This is a genomic window from Elusimicrobiota bacterium (assembly GCA_041660925.1).
GTDB lineage: Bacteria > Elusimicrobiota > Elusimicrobia > UBA1565 > UBA1565 > JBAZUV01.
In genome coordinates, this window is record JBAZVI010000003.1 from 166385 (window position 1) to 184362 (window position 17978).

The 17978-nt window shown below is 70.6% G+C and carries 16 protein-coding genes and 1 tRNA gene; 7 read left to right on the forward strand and 10 right to left on the reverse strand.

Going from position 1 to position 17978, the window contains the following annotated elements; genetic code table 11:
• Positions 1 to 53: 53 nt before the first annotated feature.
• Entirely contained in the window at positions 54 to 1322 is a 1269-nt protein-coding gene (locus WC969_05820; protein MFA6029349.1) for a tetratricopeptide repeat protein, read from the reverse strand.
• A 155-nt stretch (positions 1323 to 1477) separates the two neighbouring features.
• Between WC969_05820 and WC969_05825 the strand changes: the two genes are divergently transcribed.
• Positions 1478 to 1554 (forward strand) — tRNA-His (locus tag WC969_05825).
• 326 nt (positions 1555 to 1880) lie between these two features.
• On the opposite strand, the gene WC969_05830 is transcribed toward WC969_05825, so the two are convergent.
• From WC969_05830 to WC969_05840, 3 genes are read right to left on the reverse strand one after another with little or no spacing between them, the layout of a single operon-like run.
• Entirely contained in the window at positions 1881 to 3785 is a 1905-nt protein-coding gene (locus WC969_05830; GenBank protein MFA6029350.1) for a PAS domain-containing protein, read from the reverse strand.
• On the reverse strand, positions 3782 to 4627 hold the full coding sequence (gene ccsA / locus WC969_05835) for a cytochrome c biogenesis protein CcsA (protein MFA6029351.1): 846 nt from the start codon (positions 4625 to 4627) through the stop codon (positions 3782 to 3784). Before ccsA ends, WC969_05830 begins: the two co-directional genes overlap by 4 nt.
• A complete protein-coding gene (locus WC969_05840) occupies positions 4627 to 6429 on the reverse strand; it encodes an OPT family oligopeptide transporter (GenBank protein ID MFA6029352.1) in 1803 nt (600 codons plus the stop codon). The genes ccsA and WC969_05840 overlap by 1 nt, the downstream gene beginning before the upstream one ends.
• A 112-nt stretch (positions 6430 to 6541) precedes the next feature.
• On the opposite strand from WC969_05840, the gene WC969_05845 reads away from it, so the two are divergent.
• Positions 6542 to 7054, forward strand: coding sequence for a hypothetical protein (locus WC969_05845; protein ID MFA6029353.1), 513 nt, complete (start codon positions 6542 to 6544; stop codon positions 7052 to 7054).
• Between the two features lie 53 nt (positions 7055 to 7107).
• On the opposite strand, the gene WC969_05850 is transcribed toward WC969_05845, so the two are convergent.
• Positions 7108 to 7446 carry a rhodanese-like domain-containing protein gene (locus tag WC969_05850; protein ID MFA6029354.1) on the reverse strand — a complete coding sequence of 113 codons (339 nt, stop codon included), beginning with the start codon at positions 7444 to 7446 and terminating at the stop codon, positions 7108 to 7110.
• On the opposite strand from WC969_05850, the gene WC969_05855 reads away from it, so the two are divergent.
• Entirely contained in the window at positions 7447 to 7728 is a 282-nt protein-coding gene (locus tag WC969_05855; protein MFA6029355.1) for a 4a-hydroxytetrahydrobiopterin dehydratase, read from the forward strand.
• Here WC969_05855 and WC969_05860 read toward each other — a convergent pair.
• The 4 genes from WC969_05860 to WC969_05875 all read right to left on the reverse strand — a co-directional run bounded on the left by WC969_05860 (position 7725) and on the right by WC969_05875 (position 9526).
• A complete protein-coding gene (locus tag WC969_05860; GenBank protein ID MFA6029356.1) occupies positions 7725 to 8114 on the reverse strand; it encodes a response regulator in 390 nt (129 codons plus the stop codon). The genes WC969_05855 and WC969_05860 overlap by 4 nt on opposite strands.
• A 126-nt stretch (positions 8115 to 8240) precedes the next feature.
• A complete protein-coding gene (locus WC969_05865; GenBank protein MFA6029357.1) occupies positions 8241 to 8855 on the reverse strand; it encodes a NifU family protein in 615 nt (204 codons plus the stop codon).
• Between the two features lie 7 nt (positions 8856 to 8862).
• Positions 8863 to 9213: a rhodanese-like domain-containing protein gene (locus tag WC969_05870; protein ID MFA6029358.1), complete on the reverse strand. Its 351-nt coding sequence runs from the start codon at positions 9211 to 9213 to the stop codon at positions 8863 to 8865.
• A gap of 100 nt (positions 9214 to 9313) precedes the next feature.
• The gene (locus WC969_05875) at positions 9314 to 9526 is read right to left on the reverse strand and encodes a hypothetical protein (protein ID MFA6029359.1); all 213 of its coding nucleotides are present in this window, start codon (positions 9524 to 9526) and stop codon (positions 9314 to 9316) included.
• Between the two features lie 216 nt (positions 9527 to 9742).
• Between WC969_05875 and WC969_05880 the strand changes: the two genes are divergently transcribed.
• The 3 genes from WC969_05880 (at position 9743) to WC969_05890 (ending at position 14582) form a co-directional block, all read left to right on the forward strand.
• Positions 9743 to 11344: a hypothetical protein gene (locus WC969_05880; GenBank protein MFA6029360.1), complete on the forward strand. Its 1602-nt coding sequence runs from the start codon at positions 9743 to 9745 to the stop codon at positions 11342 to 11344.
• 248 nt (positions 11345 to 11592) lie between these two features.
• A complete protein-coding gene (locus WC969_05885; GenBank protein ID MFA6029361.1) occupies positions 11593 to 13659 on the forward strand; it encodes a hypothetical protein in 2067 nt (688 codons plus the stop codon).
• Positions 13656 to 14582 (forward strand): TatD family hydrolase, encoded by a 927-nt coding sequence (locus WC969_05890; protein MFA6029362.1) that lies wholly within the window; start codon positions 13656 to 13658, stop codon positions 14580 to 14582. The genes WC969_05885 and WC969_05890 overlap by 4 nt, the downstream gene beginning before the upstream one ends.
• Positions 14583 to 14700: 118 nt before the next feature.
• Here WC969_05890 and WC969_05895 read toward each other — a convergent pair whose 3' ends face one another.
• On the reverse strand, positions 14701 to 16194 hold the full coding sequence (locus WC969_05895; GenBank protein ID MFA6029363.1) for an oligosaccharide flippase family protein: 1494 nt from the start codon (positions 16192 to 16194) through the stop codon (positions 14701 to 14703).
• A gap of 37 nt (positions 16195 to 16231) precedes the next feature.
• On the opposite strand from WC969_05895, the gene WC969_05900 reads away from it, so the two are divergent.
• Complete coding sequence (locus WC969_05900) at positions 16232 to 17956, forward strand: glycosyltransferase family 39 protein (GenBank protein ID MFA6029364.1); 1725 nt, start codon at positions 16232 to 16234, stop codon at positions 17954 to 17956.
• Positions 17957 to 17978 lie beyond the last annotated feature (22 nt).

Here is a 17978-nt window from a genome sequence, read left to right on the forward strand (position 1 = left end):
AAAAACATAAAAGCCGAGCCCCCGTGCGGGAGAGCGCGGGGGCTCGGAGGGGTTCAGCGCTTGGCGGAGAGCTTCCCGGTGTGGGTCTTCAGGATCTCCCGGAACTTGGGGAGGTCCCGGATGGGCTCGAGCTCGTTGTCGGTGCGGGCGAGGAGCATGGTCTGTCGGAGCTCGGCGACGCTGGCCGCGTTCTCCAGCGAGCGGTTGAGCGCCGAGAGGGAGAGCGCGAGGCGGCCGGAGATCGCGTAGCAGAGCGAGAGCTGGTAGTAGGCCGCGGAGTTCTGGGGCAGCTCGGCGACCGCGTTCTCGAGCACCCGGATCGCTTCTCCCGCGAGGCCGAGCTGGCGGTAGGCGGAGCCGATCTTTTCGTAGACCACGGAGCGCTGCACGGCGTCGAGCGTGCCCTTGCGGGCGTCGGCGTCGAGGGCCTCCTGGTAGGAGTCGACGGCTTCGCGGAAGCGCTGGGCCCCGTACTGTCCGTTGGCGCGGTCGAGCGCGTCCTGCACGCGCGGATCGACGCGGGGAGCGTCGAGCGCGGCGGGGCGGTCCGCCGAGGTCGGGACGTCGCGCAGGGCGTCGCGGTACTCCACGGTCCCGGACAGGCGCCCGTGGGCCTCGTCCTCGCTGATGACCCCGGCCTGGACCTGGTCGTAGAGGTCGAGCACGGTGCGGTTCTGCGGGGCGGACATCATCGCGGAGAAGATCTCGTTGCCGCGCACGAGCTTCGCGAGCGCGGGGTAGGCTTTGAGCTTGAGGGCCCGCCGGGCGCTGAGCTCGAGGTTGGCCTGGGATCTGTCGAAGTCGCGCATGCTGTAGCGCAGCGCGGCGGCGTAGAGGTTCGGCATCGGGTTGCCGGGGGCGGCGGCCGTCGCCTTTTTGTAGGCGTCGAGCGCCTCCTCCGTGCGGCCCAGGGCCTGGAGGCAGAGCCCCATCCCGTGATGGAGGAGGTAGGGAGAGGAGACGCTCTCCAGGGAGGAATCGAGGGCGATGGCGGTCTGGTAGGCGTCCACGGCCGCCTGGGCGTCGTCCCGGTCGGCCTTCTCGGGCGTCCCGCGCTGGAAGGCCCGCTGGTAGTAGGCGCCGCCGAGCCGGTAGAACGCCTCGGCCGAGGAGGAGTCGGCGCGGGTGGCGTTCTCGAAGAGGGAGACGGCCTGGGTGAAGCGCTGAGCGCGGAGGGCGGCGACGCCTTCGGTGACGAGGCGGCGGCTCTCGCTCGAGTCGCGCACGGCGGGGCGCGAGCGGTGCGACCGGGCGGCGAGGGCCGGGGTCGCGGAGGCGAGGACGCTCAGGATGGTCAGGATGGCGAGGATGCGGTTCTTCATGGCTTTCCCTCTTACCAGAGTGTAGCGGTCCGGGGGAGGCGCTTGTAGGGTCGGAGGGCCCCCATGAACGTAGGCCCTTCGACCCAAAGGCGATTTCGCCGTTCATGGTCATCCTTGCCATCGGGTTTTGGAAACGCTAGAATCTCCGTCGAACGGTGGCCGTAGCTCAGCTGGTTAGAGCGCCAGGTTGTGGCCCTGGAGGTCGCGGGTTCAAATCCCGTCGGTCACCCCAATTTGAAAGCACCCCGCTCCCCTTTGTTTCGGGAGGCGGGGTGCTTTCAAATTGGGGTGCTTTATACCACCTCATCCCCCATCTGTCGGCGCCCGAGTCCGCTCGCCCAACTGGTAGTTGGGCAGGAGGGACTCGGGTGCCCGCGCTTCGGGGCGGAAAAGTCCTTTCGACGTTGCCCTCCGCGCGGCGCCTCACCAAGGGGGAGGGCTCTGCCCTCCCCCGTTTCGTCGGCGCCGTCGGCCAGCTCGACCGAGGTTCCGCTCGGTCGAGGGCCAGGACGGCTGAACCCCCACCCGAAGTGGAAAGTCGTTCTCGATGAATCCCGGCTATTTCTTGAGGGTCTTGGCGACGGCTTCGGAGAGGGCGGCCATCGTGTAGGGCTTGGGGGCGATCCCCGCGAAGCCGTACTTCTTGAAGTCCGAGAGCACGGCGTCCTCGGAGTAGCCGGTCGAGGCGATGACGCGGGCCTCGGGGTCGATGTCGAGGATGCGCCTCACCGCCTCCTCTCCCCCCACTCCGCCGGGGACGGTGAGGTCGAGGATGACGGCGTGGAAGGGCCGGCCCGCCTTGCGCGCCTCGGAGAAGCGAGCGACCGCCTCGGCGCCGTCCTTCGCGCAGACCGTCTCGTAGCCGCAGGTCGCGAGGATGCGGGCGGCGGTGGTCAGGATGACCTCCTCGTCGTCCATGATGAGGATCCGGCCGCTGCCGCGGCGGTACTGCTCCGTCGCGCGCTCCTGCAGCTTGCGCTCCGAGGCGGGGAGGAGGACGCGGAAGGTCGTGCCCTTCTGCGGGCGCGACTCCACCTCGATGTTCCCCTCGTGGCGGCGGATGACGGAGTAGGCGATGGCCAGCCCCAGGCCGCTGCCCTGCTGTTTGGTCGTGAAGTAGGGGTCGAAGATGTTGGGAAGGACCTCGGGCGGGATGCCCATCCCCGAGTCCTCGACGATGACGCGCACGTAGCGGCCCTCCCGCAGGAGCGCGTGCCCGCCGCCGATGGCGACGTTCTCGGCGCTCAGGCGCACGCGCCCGCCCTTCGGCATCGCGTCGCGGGCGTTGAGGAGGATGTTCTGCAGGGCCTGGGCGATCTGGCTCGGGTCGGCTTCGACGGGCCAGAGACCCTCGGGGAGGTCCGCCTCGAGCTGGACGTTCGTGCCGCGCAGGGCGAAGTTCGCGGTGTCGCGCAGGAGGTCGTCGATGCGCATCGCGTCGGTGATGGGCGCCCCGCCCTTCGAGAAGGTGAGGAGCTGGCGCGCCAGGTCCTTCGCGCGGTGGGCGGCGGTCTCGATGTCCGCGAGCGCCTCTCCCAGGATCCCTTCGCCGCCGGTCTTGGCGCGGGCGATGTTGACGTTCCCGATGACGGCGGTGAGCAGGTTGTTGAAGTCGTGGGCGATGCCGCCGGCGAAGACCGAGAGGGAGCGCAGGGTCTGCCCGCGCGCCAGGTCGTCCTCCATGCGGCGCAGGCCGGTGATGTCGTTGATGACGACGATGATGCGGCGCGTTCCGGAGGCCTCGGTGTAGAGCGTGCGCCGCGCGAGCAGGGAGCGCCGCCCGCCCTCCTCGCTCTTCGCCTCGAACTCGACGAGCTGCTCCTTGCCCGTGCGCAGGAGCTCCTCGTCGCTCTTGCGGGAGAGCCCGGCGACTTCCGCCGGCAGGGCGTCCGTATCGAGCTTCCCGACGAGCTCTTCGCGCGGGCGGCCCAGGAGCCGGCAGGCGGCGTCGTTGATGAGGACGATGCGGTGCTCGACGTCCTTGACGAAGATCGGGTTCGGGACCGCGTTGATGATGGTGTCGAGGTAGTCCTTGGCGCGGCGCGTCTGCTCGGCGCCCAGCTTCATCTCCGTGATGTCCCGGGAGACCCCCATGACGGCATAGGGCTTGCCGTCCTCGTCGAGGAGCGGGACGAGGATGGCGTCGAGCCAGACGCTGCGCTCGCCGATGCGCATCTCGCGCTGGCTGCGGAAGCTCTCGCCGGTGCGCAGGACCTGCTTGAGCGCCGCGGCCTGATGGGCGTTGGTCTCGGGCGGGAAAAGATCCGCGCGGCGGCCGCCGATGATCTGCTCGGGCGTCTTGCGCATGGAGCGCGCCGCCGCGGGGTTGACGAAGAGTACGCGGTCGTCGGCGTCGATGATGAAGATGAGCTCGGGCGTCGTGTCGGCCAGGACCTTGTAGAGGCGCTCGGCCGAAAGGGCGTCCTTCGCGGCGTGGCAGGGAGTCTTCTTGCGCGTGGTCATCCGTTCTTCCCCATGAGGAACCCGTGAAGCTTCGAGAAGGCGTCGCCGGCGAGGAAGGTCGCGACCAGCGAGAGGAAGGCCGCCATCGACAGCAGCGCGGCCCGCCGCCCGCGCAGGCCGAGGAAGCGCGCGCCGAGCACGCCGGCGTAGATCCCCCAGGTGACGAGCGTGAAGAGGACCTTCGCGTCATGGCGCCAGTCGTCCTTCATGTGCGTGGTCCAGAGGATGCCGAGCGCGATGCCCGCGCTCAGGACCGCGAAGCAGACGAGGATCAGCGCGTGCTGCAGGCGCTCGAGCTCCTCGAGGGCCGGGAGGCGGTAGCAGATCTCCGCGGGCCGGCGCGACTTGATCTGCCGCTCCTGCAGGAGCAGGGCGAGCCCGACGCCGAAGGCGTTCGCGAAGCCCGTGTAGGCGGCCATGAGCAGCGGCGGGTGCACGTTGAGCAGGGCGCTGCGCAGACCCTCGGGCAGCGGGCGGAAGGCCGGGTCCGCGCCGCAGAGCGCCCCGACGGCGGCCGTCAGCGTGAACGGGAGGATGAAGGCGCCGAGGATGTTGAGGCGCGCGATGCCTTCGACGGTCCAGAAGACGAGGGCGCTGACGAAGGCGAGGCAGGAGAGCGCCCCGTACCACGTGTGCAGCGGCAGGTAGCCCCAGTTCTCGGGCACGGACCAGAACGCGGCGGTGCGCAGGCCGAAGGAGACGGCGTGGAGGACGAGCGCGACGCCGAGCAGGCGCCACATCCAGAGCGGGAGCTCCTCGCGGCGCAGGAAGGCGTAGGCGAGCGCGAGCGCGGTCGAGGCCGCGTAGAGGGCGACGGCCGCGGCGAAGAGCCCCGTCTCCATCAGCGCAGGACCCCGAACACGATGAGGGCCGCGATGAGCACGCCCACGAGGCTCTCGCCCGCGATGAAGCCGGAGCTGATCGGGACGACGAGGTCGTCGGCGGTCTTGGGGTCGCGCTTCTCCATGCGCCAGGCGACGAGGGCGCCCAGGAACATCGCGATGGTGTTGTTGGCCGGCGTCGTGAAGGCGAGCCCGAGGCCCGCCGCCGACGGGATGTACGGCCGCGCCTTGGGGAAGGCCTTCTCGAGCAGGACGAGGACGATGCCCAGCACGCCGCCGACGACGAGCGCCCACTGCGCGGTCGGGTGCAGGGTGTGGAAGCCCTTGGCGAGGAGCTCGGCGACGCCCTTCCAGGTCTGAGCGCCGGGGGCCGGCCACTGCTCGGAGCCGAGGGCCTCGGCGTTCGGGATGAGGAGGCGGTAGGCCGGCACGACGAAACAGGAGCCGGCGACGACGCCGAAGAACTGCGCCCAGAACTGCTTGCGCGCGTCGGCCTTGAGGATCCAGCCGCTCTTGAGGTCGGTGAGCAGGTCGGCCGAGTGCAGGCCGATGCCGCCCGTGACGTTGGCGGTCATGAGGTTCGTCACCGCGTTGCCCGGGTCGAGCGCGCCGAAGGTGATCTGCGTGATCTTCCCCAGCGCCCCGGTCGGGGTCGTGTCCGTCTCGCCGGTGACGCGGCACGCGACGATGGCGATGAAGAAGGAGAGGAGGATGGAGATCGCGCCCATCCAGACCTTGATGCCGAAGATGAACCACTCCAGGTAGACGACGATCGGCGAGAGCACGGCCATCCCGACGATGAACCAGAGCATCGGGACCTCGGGGACTTCCCCCTCCTTCTGCGCCTCGTGGCGGCCGAGCAGCGAGGCGCCGACGCTCTTGACCGCGCGCAGCACGCTCTCCCACTGGAAGGCGAAGGAGAGGAGGCCGCTGGTGAGCATGATCGCCGAGCCGAACCAGACGCTCCAGGCCACGATGTGCTTGTAGCCGAGCTTGGGGTCGATGATCCCCCGGGTGTAGAGCATGGGCGCGAGGATCCCGAAGTTGATGAAGGCGCCGAGCAGCATGCTCCAGGCGGCGCGGAATCCCATGATGGCGCCCGCGCCGAGCATGATGAGCGAGCCCTCGAAGCTCAGCGTGAAGTCCGCGAGAGGGCGGCCGGCGAGGGTGAGCACGGGGATCTTGATCTTCTCGGGCAGGTTCAGCCAGTCGGCCTTCCACGGCGCTCGGACGTCGCGCAGGAAGGCGACGACGCCGCCGGCGACGCTGGCCCAGCCGAGCAGCTTGGCCTTGCCCTCGCCGCCCGAGCCCCCCTCGCCGTAGAGGGCCTTGAGGGTCTCCGCGGTGGCGATGCCGGTCGGGAAGCGCAGGCCCTCGAGGTTGATCATCTGCTGCTTCATGGGGATGGCCATCACGAGGCCCATCATCGCGATGCTCGCGATCCAGAAGAACATCTGCCAGGGGTCCATCGTCGTGCCGGTGATCATCATGAAGGCCGGGATGGCCGCGACGGTGCCGCCGCCGGTCATGTAGCCCGCGGCGCTCGCCGTGGACTTCATGATGTTGTTCTCCATCATCCCGAACGCCCGGCGCACGATGCGCAGCTTGAAGAGCGCGGAGAAGATCGCGAAGGCGAGGATGCTGGCCGTGATGGAGACCCCGAGGCTCCAGCCGGTCTTGAGGGCGACGTAGAGGTTGGAGAGCGACATGAGGCCGCCGAGCAGCATGCCGGCGACGATGGCGCGCACGGTGAGCTGGGGGACTCCGGCGTGCGGGTCCGCGGCGGCGTGGGTTGGGGTCATGGGGGGCTCCTCAACGGCGCTGGAGGGAGGTTATCATTTTTCCATCCCCCCCGTTCCCGCGCGCGCGAGGGTATTTGATATCATCAAGGCGTCGGTCCGGAGGGAGGCGACGATGGCCGCTGCTGCCGAAGGGGTCTGGGATTTCGCGCACGAGATGGGGAAGGCCGTCCATCTCATGGATCATCTCTGCGAGAGGGGCCGCGCACGCAGCGCCTACCTCGTCGACATCGGCGCCGTCGGCGAGGCCGCGCAGGCCCTTCTGCGCACCCGCAAGGTCCTCGCCGCGCGCTTCAAGGTCCGCCCCCAGCCCATCCCGACCGAGGCCGGCATCCGCCTGTGGGCGTCGCTCGGCGGCGCCGTCGCGCTGCTGACCACCGTGCTCTGCGACAACGAGCGCAAGGGCGGGCGCTGGACGCTCGCGGGCCGTCCCTTCGCCAAGGCCGAAGTCGAGGACCTCGTGCGCGCCGTCGCGGTCCTGCAGGCGAACCGGCACCGCCTCGAGGAGGGCTGGCGCGGCCGCGACATCGGAGCGATCCTCACCCAGTGTTTGAGCCGCTGCCCCGCCGAGAAGGGCTCCTGCCCCTGCAGACCTCGACCCCTGTCTCGACAGGACAGGGGTCGGTAGGCTTTGAAATCCGGCTTCGAGACGGGGAGCGGCTCTCTCGTCGGGAGAGCCGCTCAGGCCTTGGGCATCGAGGGGTCGACGCGTTCGGCCCAGGCCAGGATGCCGCCCGTCAGATTGAAGACCTTCGCGAAGCCCTTCTCCTTCAGGAAGCGCGCGGCCTTGGCCGAGCGTCCGCCCGAACGGCAGTGCACGATGATCTCGTCGGAGACCCGGAGCTCGCCGAAGCGCTGCGGGAGCTCTCCTAAGGGGATGAGCTTCGAGCCGGGCAGGCGGCAGCGCTCGTGCTCGTCGGGTTCGCGGACGTCGACGAGCGTGAAGCTCTGCCGGGCGTCGTACTTCGCTTTGAGCTCCTCGACGGTGATCGACGGCACGTCGCTGCTTCCGAAGAACATATGCGCTCCCTCCTGAACAGGCACGAGATCGACGCCCTTCTTCCCGGCGTCCCCGGCTGGCGGGTGGACCGCTCCGTGCGTCTCGAGCGTTCCTGGAGCTTCTCCGGCCTCGAGGCGGCGGCGGCCTTCCTGCGCCGACTCGACGGGCTCTCCCTTGGACGCGAGGACGTGACGCTCTCCGGCTCGTCGGTCCGCGTCCTTCTCGGGGCCTCCGGGGGGCTGCTGCGCGCCGACTTCGCGCTCGCGCGCAAGGTCTCCGCTGCCGCCCGGCCTCCCCGTTAGCCCGGGGAGTTCCCCTTCAGCATGTACGCGAGCCGTTCCTTCAGCTTGGGGATGCTCACCGGCTTGCTCATCCAGAAGGTCCCGCCCGCCTTGAGGCCCTCGTGGAAGGACGCGTCGTCGGTCATGCTCGTGATGAAGATCACCGGCACGTCCCGCGTCGCGGGCAGCGCGCGGATCCTCTTGCAGACCTCGAAGCCGCTCACTCCCGGCAGGTTGACGTCGAGGAGGACGAGGTCGGGCTTGTAGGACTCGGTGATCTCCGGGGTCCCCTCCCCGAAGGAGAGCGAGACGACCTCGTAGGAGTCGGCGAGCGCCTTCTCGTAGAGCTCGCGGACGGCGACGTCGTCTTCGACGACGAGCAGGACCGGCAGCCGCTTCCCTTCCATGTCTCCCCCGGGTCATGCGGCGCCGACCGGCGCCGCATGTTGTGCTAAGACAGTGTAATATACATGACAATAATAGTCAAGTATACAGAGCACGGAATCCGGCGGTCGTTCTCGCCGGATTCCATGCTAGTGTTCGCAGCCCTCTCCGTGCTCGTGATGATGGTACGGGGCCTGCCCGGAGCCGTGGTCGGTGACGTCGAGTACGTCGTCGAGGGAAGGGATGGCGTCGCGCAGGGCCCGCTCGATGCCCTGGCGCATCGTCATGCGCGAGTGCGCGCAGCCCTGGCAGCCGCCCAGCAGGCGGAGCTCGACGACGGCGCCGTGCACCCCGGCGAGCTCCACTCCCCCTCCGTGTCCGGCGAGGGCGGGATTGATCTCCTTGTCGAGCATGTCCTGGACCTTCGCGCGGATCTCCGCCTCGGAGGGCACGTTGCTCTTCGCGCCGGGCGCCAGCGCGGGCTTCCCGGAGGCTCGATGGGCCTGGAGCGCGGTCGCGACCGTGCGCGCGAAGGCGGGCCAGTCCTCGGCGTCCTCGCGCGCGACCGTGACGGCTCCGGCCGCGATCTTCAGCGCGCGCACGCCTTCGAGCGCGAAGAGGGCCTCGGCGAGGGGCGCTCCCGCGGCGGAGGCCTTGTCCTCGAAGTAGCAGGGAGGCGTCCCCTTCAGGGGCGGCTCGACGTCGAAGCGGCAGACGGTCCAGTCTCCGGCGAGCGTCGCGGTGATCTTCAGTTCTTTGGTCATGGGGGTCTCAGGCGTAGCGCGGCGTCAGAGGGTCGATCTCCTGCGACCAGGCGTCGATGCCCCCCCGCAGGGCCTTCACGTTCGTGAAGCCCTTCTGGGTGAGCACGCGCGCCGCGTCGAGGCCGGAAGAGCCGAAGTGGTCGCAGAGCACGATGTCGGAGTCCTTGGGCCAGCTCGCGAAGAGCTCGTCGACGAGCTTGCGCGTGGCCAGGCGGGCGTCGGGGATGTGCAGGACCTGATACTCGGGCGCGCTGCGCACGTCGAGGAGCGTGAACTTCTCCTTCGCCGCCAGCTTGCGCGCGAGCTCCTTGGGAGCGATGAGGAGCTTGTCGTCGGGGTCGTTCTTCTTCGCGTTCATGCGGAAAATGATAGCAATTCACGCGGAAACGCGGCGGCCCCCTCCCCCCCGGATGCTCGCGCATCCGTGAGGGACAGGGGCCGTTGGGGGTATAAGCCGTCTAATTCTTCTTAGACGCTGAAACGCTCAGCGAAAGGACCCGCTTGTTCCCGCGCGGGACGGCGACGCTCCACGAGCCGCCCACGAAGATAGGGATCATGGTCGCCTTGCCGTCCGACATGCGCTTGCCCCACGAGCGGAGGAGGCTCGCGGCGGGTCGGTCGACGGGCTTCGTCTCCCTGTCAGGCCCTTTGACGACGGTTTCTTTTGCCATAGGGTACACCTCTGCCGATAGCTTAACGCGGGAGCTCTCCCCCCGCATGAAGCGAAGGGCCCCAGCGTCGGGGGCCGAAAGGCCCCAGACGCAATTGGGCCCAAAGACCTAGTAAGCTGAGGTCGAACAAGATGGGTCCATAGACCCTCCGGCCGGGGGCCCCGGGCCCCCTGGACAAAAGAGGAGCGCGCGATATACTATCTTCTCGGAGCGTCTATGACACGAAACCTCTTCCTCCTGCTCGTCTTCGCCGCCGCCCCCGCCCTCGTCCGGGCGCAGGGCAACGTCAAGGTCGACGCGGGCGCCGTGAACCTCTCCGGAGCTACCGGGGTCGTCGGCAGCGGCGTCGGGACCGTCGGAACCGGGACCTCCCTGCCGACCGGCGGGAACATCCAGATCCATACGGGCCCGGCGCTCCCCTCGGTCTCGGGGGGCAACCCGAGCGTCCGGACGCACCCGGGCGGAGCCAACGCCTCGGTCAGCGTCGCCCAGCCGGCCGCGTCCTTCACGGCGCCGGCCGCGGTGCAGCAGCAGAACACGCAGCGCTCCGTCTCCCCGGCCTCGGCGCAGACGCCGTCCCTCACCCCCAAGTCGGTCGTCGGCGACTCCTCGGCGCTCCCGAAAGGGACGCCCGGAGCGGAGAACGCCGCTTTCCTCAAGCCCGAGATCCCCGGCGGGCCGGGAGGCTCGGGCGTCGGCGGCGCGGTGCAGGAGCTTCAGAAGGCCCGCGAGCGCGAGCGCAAGGGCGCCCAGGGGCAGGTGGACGGGGCGCTGAACACGATGTTCGACTCCTCGAAGACCCGCGCGGCCGGCCGCGAGACCGCCGCCCAGAACGCCGCCTCCAAGAACAGCTCCGCGGCCGAGGTCCTGCCCGACCCGCGGATCATGGGTCCCGAGAAGGCCCTCGAGAAGGTGCGCTCGCTGGCCGCCGGCGCCTCGCCGGCCGACGCCCCGCGGCTCTATGAGCACGCGGTCTCCATCGCCAAGGACATGCCCGCCGCGCGCTCCGGTGCGACGGTCAAGAAGATCATCTCCGACGCCTCCGTCCGCGCCCCCAAGGCCGTGCCCGAACTCGCCGGCGACGCCCTTCGCTCGGCGGCCGAGAACCGTCGCGCGGAGACGGAGCGCTACACGAAGGCGCTCAACGGCTGGAACGGGCTCCTCAGCACGCCGCAGGAGCAGTACATCTCCAATCTCCCCGAGTTCCAGGCCGCCGTCGAGGCCGTCCGCGCCCAGGCCGAGGCGGCGAAGGGGCGCAAGCTCCCGACGCCCAAGGTCGCGGCCTCCATCGTCAAGGGCAGCGAGCGCCCGCGCCTCCTCCTGAAGGTGAAGCTCGACGCCGAGCTCGCCTCCGACGTCCCGACGGTCCCGCAGGCGCTGGCCCTCTCCATGGCCCTGCCCGAGCTCCGGACGGTCGCCGCCTGGGAACTCCCCGCGGCGGGCGCCGAGCTCCGCGACTCCTTCGGCCTCGCCCCGCGCGGCAGCCCGGCCGCGTTCTATCGTGCCGCCCGCGCGGAGGGGCGCTCCGTGTTCGCCTCCTTCTGGCTCGCCTCCCGCCGCTGGCTCTCCGCGCGCTCTCTCGCGCTGAGCGAGCGCCTGCGCCTCGCCGTCCTGCGCCTGCTGCAGCGCTTCGGCTTCGTGCAGGGCACGCCCGCGCCGGCCTTCGACGTCGACGTCTCCGACGCCGCGCTCGCGCCGCTGCGCGCGCAGCCGGCCCGCGAGCTCCGCGACGCGGACGGCTCGCGGCTGCAGTCCGACGGCCTGCGGCTCGGCTACCGCATCCACCCGACCGACCAGGGCTCGCTACGAAGTAAGTGATGCACTTCGGGGGCCCGATATTGAGACGATTTCTAGGCGCGACGAGGGAGCATAGCTTAAGCTATGTGACCGAGGAGCAACGCCGAAATCGTCCGATAGCGGGCCTCCCCAAAGGGCCGGGGCGCTTTTGGGCTGCGCCTTCGTCGTTCGTCGCTCACATAGCTTAAGCTATGCTCGCTCCTCACTCCTCGGCTCGCTCCAAAATCGCCTCCGGCGAAGTGTATCACTTACTTCGTAGCGAGCCCTAAGTGAGACCGCGCGGAGCCCTCGTCGGCGCGCTCCTCCTCGTCCTCTTCGCCGCCCCCCTTCCGCGCGCCCAGCCCGTCTGGGAAGTGCGCCGAGGTCCCGCCGTCCCCGAGGCCGCCCGCTGGTTCGCGGAGCGCGACCGCCTCCTCGATTCCCTCGACGCGCTCTTCTGGGAGCTGCGCGACGGCTCCCTCGCTCCGGACGCCGTCCGCGCCCGGGGCGCGGCGGACGCGCTTCTCTCCGCCGCGCGCGAGTACTCGAAGCTCGCCGGCGACGATGAGGCGCTCAAGGCCGCCGACGCGTCCGCCAAGAGGCTCCTGTCGCTCGTCGAGAGTCCCGGCCGTCTGAACGCCGAGGCGCGCGCCGCGCTCTACGGACTGAAGGGCTCCTCGGTGCACCGTTTCGCGCGCCTCATGCTCCAGCGCGCGCTCGAGCTCCCCGGCCCCAAGGGCGCGGTCCCGGCGAACCTCCTCGCGACGGTCCGTCTCGGGTCCATGAGCGTCGAGCTCCCCGCGCTCGACGTCGAAGGGCTCTCGCCGGAGGACGCGGTCCGCGCCCTGCGGCCTCTCATGCCGTCGTTCCTCCGCTGGAAGCCCGCGGGCGGAGCGGTCGTGCTCTCCCGCGAGCGCTGCTGGCTGCGCGTTCCCGGCGGAGAGCTCTACCTTCACCGCGCGGCGGCGGCCGCCGGCGGGACCGTGCGCGTCATCTTCCGCGAGGAGGACGGCTCGCCCGACGCCCAGGCCTCCTTCTACCTCCTCTCCCGCGCGCTGCTCGACGCGGGCTTCGCCGTGAGCGTCGAGAACGGAGACCTCCTCGCCGTCATCGACGGGACCCGCTCCCGGCTCGGCGCCGGAGAGCTTGAGGAGCGCTTCGCCTTCGCGGCGCGCGCCCTCGCCGAGTCCCGCGCGCTGGGTCCGCGCCTGGGCGCCTGGCTGCGCGGCACGACGACGAAGGAGGAGAACGCCGTCCGCCTCGACGCGCTCTCCCGCATCCTCGTCGCCGAAGGCGGCTTCGGGGCCTTCCCCGAGTGGGCCGACACCGCGGTCGGCACCGCGCCCGCCTCCGGGCTCGAGTTCGACGGACCCGACTTCCCCCGCGCCGTCGCGCGCTACCGCGCGCGCGAGGGCGACCGACGCTCCCTGCGCGAGCGGCTCGGCCGCACGCTCTCCGTGCTGGGGCTCCCGTCCTTCCCCGAAGAGCCGGTCGGGCGCCGGACCCTTTCCCTTCATTATGACGGTCCCATCGAAGCGGCTCTCGCGCGCGGCGAGCTCCGTCTGGAGAACGGCCGCCCGGTCCGTGTCGCCGGCTACGACCTCCTCTCCCGGCTCGCACGCGAGGGGCGGCCGCTATCCGCGGCGGCCGCCGCGCGGCTGCAGCCGCTCGCCGGAGGCCTTCGCTTCGTAGGACGGACCGATGGGCGGGCGGTACTCTCCGGTCAGCCGGGCCTCGACGAAGACCGCGCGGTCCTCGTGGCGCTCGGGCTCGGAGCCGGCGGACGCGTCGAGCGCGGCCTCTTCGAGCTGGTCGCGCGCGGGGCCAAGCGCCAGTCTCTCGACGCCGAGAAGGCCCTCGCGCTCCTCTCCGCCGCCGGCGAGCTGCGGCCCGCGCCGAAGTCCCCTCTCCCCCCCGCCGAGGCCGCCGCGCTCACCTCTTCGAGAGGAGCCTCCCTCGACGCGACCCTCCTGCATCCCGGCCCCGCCGTCGAGGCCGAGCTCACCTTCAGCCGGGGCCGCGCGCTCGAGGGCGGAAGGATCTACGCCGCGCCCTACGCCTCGGGCGCCGACGAGAGCGCGCTCTTCCGCGCCAAGGCCCTGCTCGTCACCCACGGCGGGACGCAGTCGGCCCTGCTCGCCGCGGCCGCCGGGCTCCCCGCGCTCGAGCTGCACCGCGCCGAGTGGAGCGGCGCCGGTCTGAGCGTGGAGGTCGGAGGACGCACGGTGCTCCTGCGCGAGGGCGCGCGGGTGCGCGTCGACCCCGCCGCCGGCGTCGTCCTCTTCGTCGAACCGGCCGCCGCGCTCGTGCCCGAGAAGCTCAAGACCCTCCCGCGCATCGAGAGCCTCGCGCGGTGAGCGTCTCGGATTTTCAGACGCCCGAGCATCGGCGTCCGAAAATCCGAGAGTTCAGCCCTCCGGGAAAAGCGGCCCCGTCAGGAGCATTCAAACAGGCGAGGGCCGATTTCCCCGGACTGACCGACGCGCACCTCCATCTCCAGCACGAAGCCTTCGCGGCGGACCTCCAAGGGGTCCTCGGCCGGGCGGATGCCGCCGGCGTCGAGCGGCTCGCGAGCTGCGGCACGCGGCCCGCGGACTGGCCCCGTCTGCTCGAACTCGCTCGCGCGCATCCCCGCGTCGTGATCCCGTCCTTCGGCGTGCACCCCTGGTTCGCCGCCGAGGCGCGCGAGGGCTGGCTTTCGGAGCTCGAGAGATTCCTCGACGCCGTCCCTTCGGGGGTGGGCGAGGCCGGGCTCGACCGCACTCCGCGGGGCGCCCCCGTCGAGGTCCAGGAGCGCGTCTTCCGCGCCCAGCTCGCTCTCGCGCGTCGGCGCGGTCTTCCGCTCTCCGTGAACTGCGTGCGCGCTCTCGGCCGGCTCCTCGAGCTTCTGAACGCCGAGCCGCCGCCCCCCTTCCTTCTGCACGCCTACGCGGGCTCGGCGGAGGCCGTCGAACCGCTCGCGCGCCTCGGCGCGTACTTCTCCTTCGCGCCGTTCAATCTCGCGGGCGCGCGCGCGATTCGTGCTCCTCTCGCGCCGTCCTCCGGGGTGGCGGCCGGGGCCCCGGAGGGCGCTCGAACGCGCGCCCGCGAGGCGCTTCTGGCGGTTCCGCCGGACCGGCTTCTCTTCGAGAGCGACGCGCCCGACGCGCCGCGCCCTCCGTGCTCGGAGCCCTCCCTCCTCCCATCCCTGCTCGCCGACGCCGCGCGCCTGCGCGGCATGGACGCGCGCGAGCTCGCCGCGCTCTGTCGCGAGAACGCCCGACGCCTTTTCGGACGCTGAAAGCACGGAACGAATCTCCCCTCCCGAGCGTATTCCTGAACTTATGCGACTTATTGGCGGGCGGTCGCGGGAATCCGTTCGGGAGAGAGGGGACCTGATGGGGACGTGCGAGGGCTATTTAAACGGAGGGAGCCGGGTTCGGCGGCCCCCGGCGCAGGCGCGCGAGGATGCGCGCGAGGGCTTCCCGTTCATCCAGTGTCGGGAAGTGGGTCCACCACAGCAGCAGCGGGAAGAGGGCCAGCACCGCGACGCGCGCGGCGAGCCATGCGGGGCCTGTGAGCAGGACCGCTCCGGCGTAGACGCAGGAGAGCGTCGCCGCCGCGGCTCCCGCGAGGTGGAGGGCGCGTCCGCCCTCGTAGGGGACGGGGTAGATGGAGCGGCCGACGAGGTAGAGTGCGGCGGCCATCACGCTCTGCGCGAGCAAGGCCGACCACGCGGCGCCCATGAGCTTCCAGTAAGGGATGAGGGCGAAGTTGGCGAGCACGTTCACGGTCGCTCCCAGCAGGGTGACCCAGGGCAGAAGGCCGGTGCGCTTGCTCAGCGTGACCGCCACCATGAAGTTGATGTAGATCCCGTAGACGAAGTAGGCGCTGAGCACGAGCGGCACGACGACGAGCCCGCTCCAGTAGGACGGATGGAAGAGGGCTTTTCCGTGGATCTGGAAGCGCACGAGGTCCGGGATGAAGAAGGACATCGCCAGCACGAGCCAGAAGCCGCCGGCGAGGTAGTAGGTCAGGATGCGCCCGAAGAGGGCGCCGGAGCCGGGCTCCTTCGCCTTCTGCAGGAAGAACGGGCGCCAGGCCTGGTCGAACATGGTGACGACGAGCGCCATGAACACCCCGAGCCGGAAGTTGGCCTGATAGAGGCCGACGGTGGCCTTGTCGGTCAGGCGCAGCATGATGGGGCGGTCGATGACCTGCACGGCCACGGCCGGCAGGCCCGAGGCGACGAGCGGCAGGCCGAAGCGCACGAGGTCCTTCCAGAGAGGCAGGGCGAAGACGGGACGGACGAGCTCGGCGAGCAGCGGGCCGAGCAGGACGAGCGTGGCGCCCGAGGCGATGAGGTTCGCGAGGAACACCCCGTCGACCCCGAGGTGGAGCCGGCGCAGGAAGAACACGTTGAGGACGAGGGTGAGCACGATGTTGAAGGAGCGCACGCCCGCGAAGACCCAGGCCTTGTGGCGCAGGCGCAGCTCCGCGAAGGGCAAGGTCGAGAGCGCGTCGAGCGCGAGGATGCCGGCGCCGAAGCGCACGAGTTCCGGATGGTCGCCGATGCGGCCCCACTCGGCCAGCGGGGCCGCGAAGGCGAAGACCGCGGCCGAGAGGGCGAGCGAGCTGGCGAGCACCGACCAGAAAGCGGTCGAGAACTTCTCCTCGGGTGAGCGGCCGTCCTCGTCGACGGCGTGGCGCATGTAGGCCTGGTCCATGCCGTACTGGTAGACGATGTTGAAGAAGGCGATGTAGGCGAAGGCGGCGGACGCCGTGCCGAGGTCTTCCTTCGTCAGGGTGTAGGTGTAGAAGGGCGTCAGCAGGAAGTTGAGCAGGCGCGCGACGACCGTGGAGAGTCCGTAGACGAGGGTCTCGCGCCCGAGCGTGCGGATGTCCTTGAGCATCGCGCTCAGTGTACTAAATCGATAATATAGCCGCAGAATGAGCCGCAAGAAGAGGCGCGAGCAGTCCCAGGAGCCGTCCCCGGCGGCGGAGCTGCCGGCGTGGCTCAAGCGTCCGGAGCTCGGGCTCTTCCTCCTCGCGCTCGCCCTGCGCCTCCTCCACCTGTGGCTCTACCGCGGGGACTTCTGGGCGTGGACGCCGCTGCTCGACGACAACATCTTCGTCTCCTGGCGCGACCTCATCGCCCGCGAGGGCTTCCTCGCGCGCTCGCTCGGCGTCTTCAACCTCAATCCCGGCTATCCCTACTTCCTCGCCGCCCTGGGCCGCCTCTTCGGGCACGGCCTGCTCGCCCCGGTCCTGCTCCAGCATCTCCTCGGAGCCCTCGTCCCCCCGCTCCTCTACCGGGTGGGCCGCGAACTCTTCGACGAGCGCGTCGGCCTCGTCGCCGGCCTCCTCGCGGCTCTCTACGGTCCCGCGGTCTTCTACGAGTCGCGCCTGCTCGGCGAGAGCTTCATCTATCTCCTCAACGCCGGATTCCTCTTCCTCCTCTGCCGCGGCGCGGCCGAGGCCCCCGAGTTCCGCTCCACCCTCGCGGGGATCCTCCTCGGGCTTTCGGCGGTCTTCCGGCCGACCGCCCTCGCGCTCGCCCCCCTCGCCGCGCTCTGGATCCTTTCGACGACCCGCGTACGCGGGAGCGCGCGGTCCTGGCTCTGCGTCGCCCTCTTCGCCCTCGGCGTCTGGCTGCCGATGCTCCCCGTGCAGCTGCGCAACCGCGCGGTGGACCCGGCCTCCGGCTGGGGGCTCACGACCGCGAGCGGCGGCGTCAACCTCTTCCTCGGAAACAACCCCGAGGCCGACGGCCTGAACAAGGCTCCCTCCTTCGTGCGCTACGGGCCGGGGCAGCAGTACCAGGACTTCAAGGAGGAGGCCGAGCGACGGGCGGGCCGGACGCTCTCCGCGCGCGAAGTCTCCGCGTTCTGGACGGGGCGCGTGCGCGAGTGGTTCCGGGTCCGTCCCGACCTGGCCTGGGGACTCGTCCTGCGCAAGGCGGAGCTCTTCTGGAACCACCGCGAGCCGCCCGACAACTTCTTCCCCTCGCTCTTCGAGCGCTTCACGAAGCTGGGGCCGGTCCCCCTCGTCGGCTGGGGCCTCGTCGCGCCGCTCGGCCTCTGGGGCCTGCTGGCCTCGGTCGGCTGGCTCTCCGGCCGCTGGCTCCTGCACGGCTACGCGCTCGCCTACTTCGGGCTCGTCACCGGCTTCTACGTGCTCTCGCGCTACCGCTTCCCCGCCGCCGCGGCCCTCATCCCGCTGGCGGCCTTCGGCCTCGTGCGCCTGCGCGACCTGTGCGTCCAGCGGCGGCTCGCGCGCGCCTTCGGCATGACGCTGCTCCTGGTCCCCTGCGTGCTGCTCTCGCGCCTGCCGCTCATCGGCGAGGAGGACGCCGCCTCCGCCCACTACAGCATGGGCGTCATCTACGCGAACCAGGGCTGGAAGGAGAAGGCCGTCGAGGAGTACCGCGCCTCGCTCGCGGCCGACCCGGGCTTCTCTTCTTCGTGGCTGAACCTCGGGCTTCTGCTCCATGAGCTCGGGCGCGGCCCGGAGGCCGCCGCGGCGCTCGAGAGCGCGGCGCGCACCGAGACGGATCCCGCGCGCCGCGCGCGCATCGCCTCGGCCGCCGCCGGCCTGCGGGGGCGTGAACCCCGGGACGCGGGATTCACGGGGGATCGGGGAAGAGCGGAAGCTCCTTCAGGAAAAAGGCCGTAGCCGAAGCATCTGCTGAAATCCC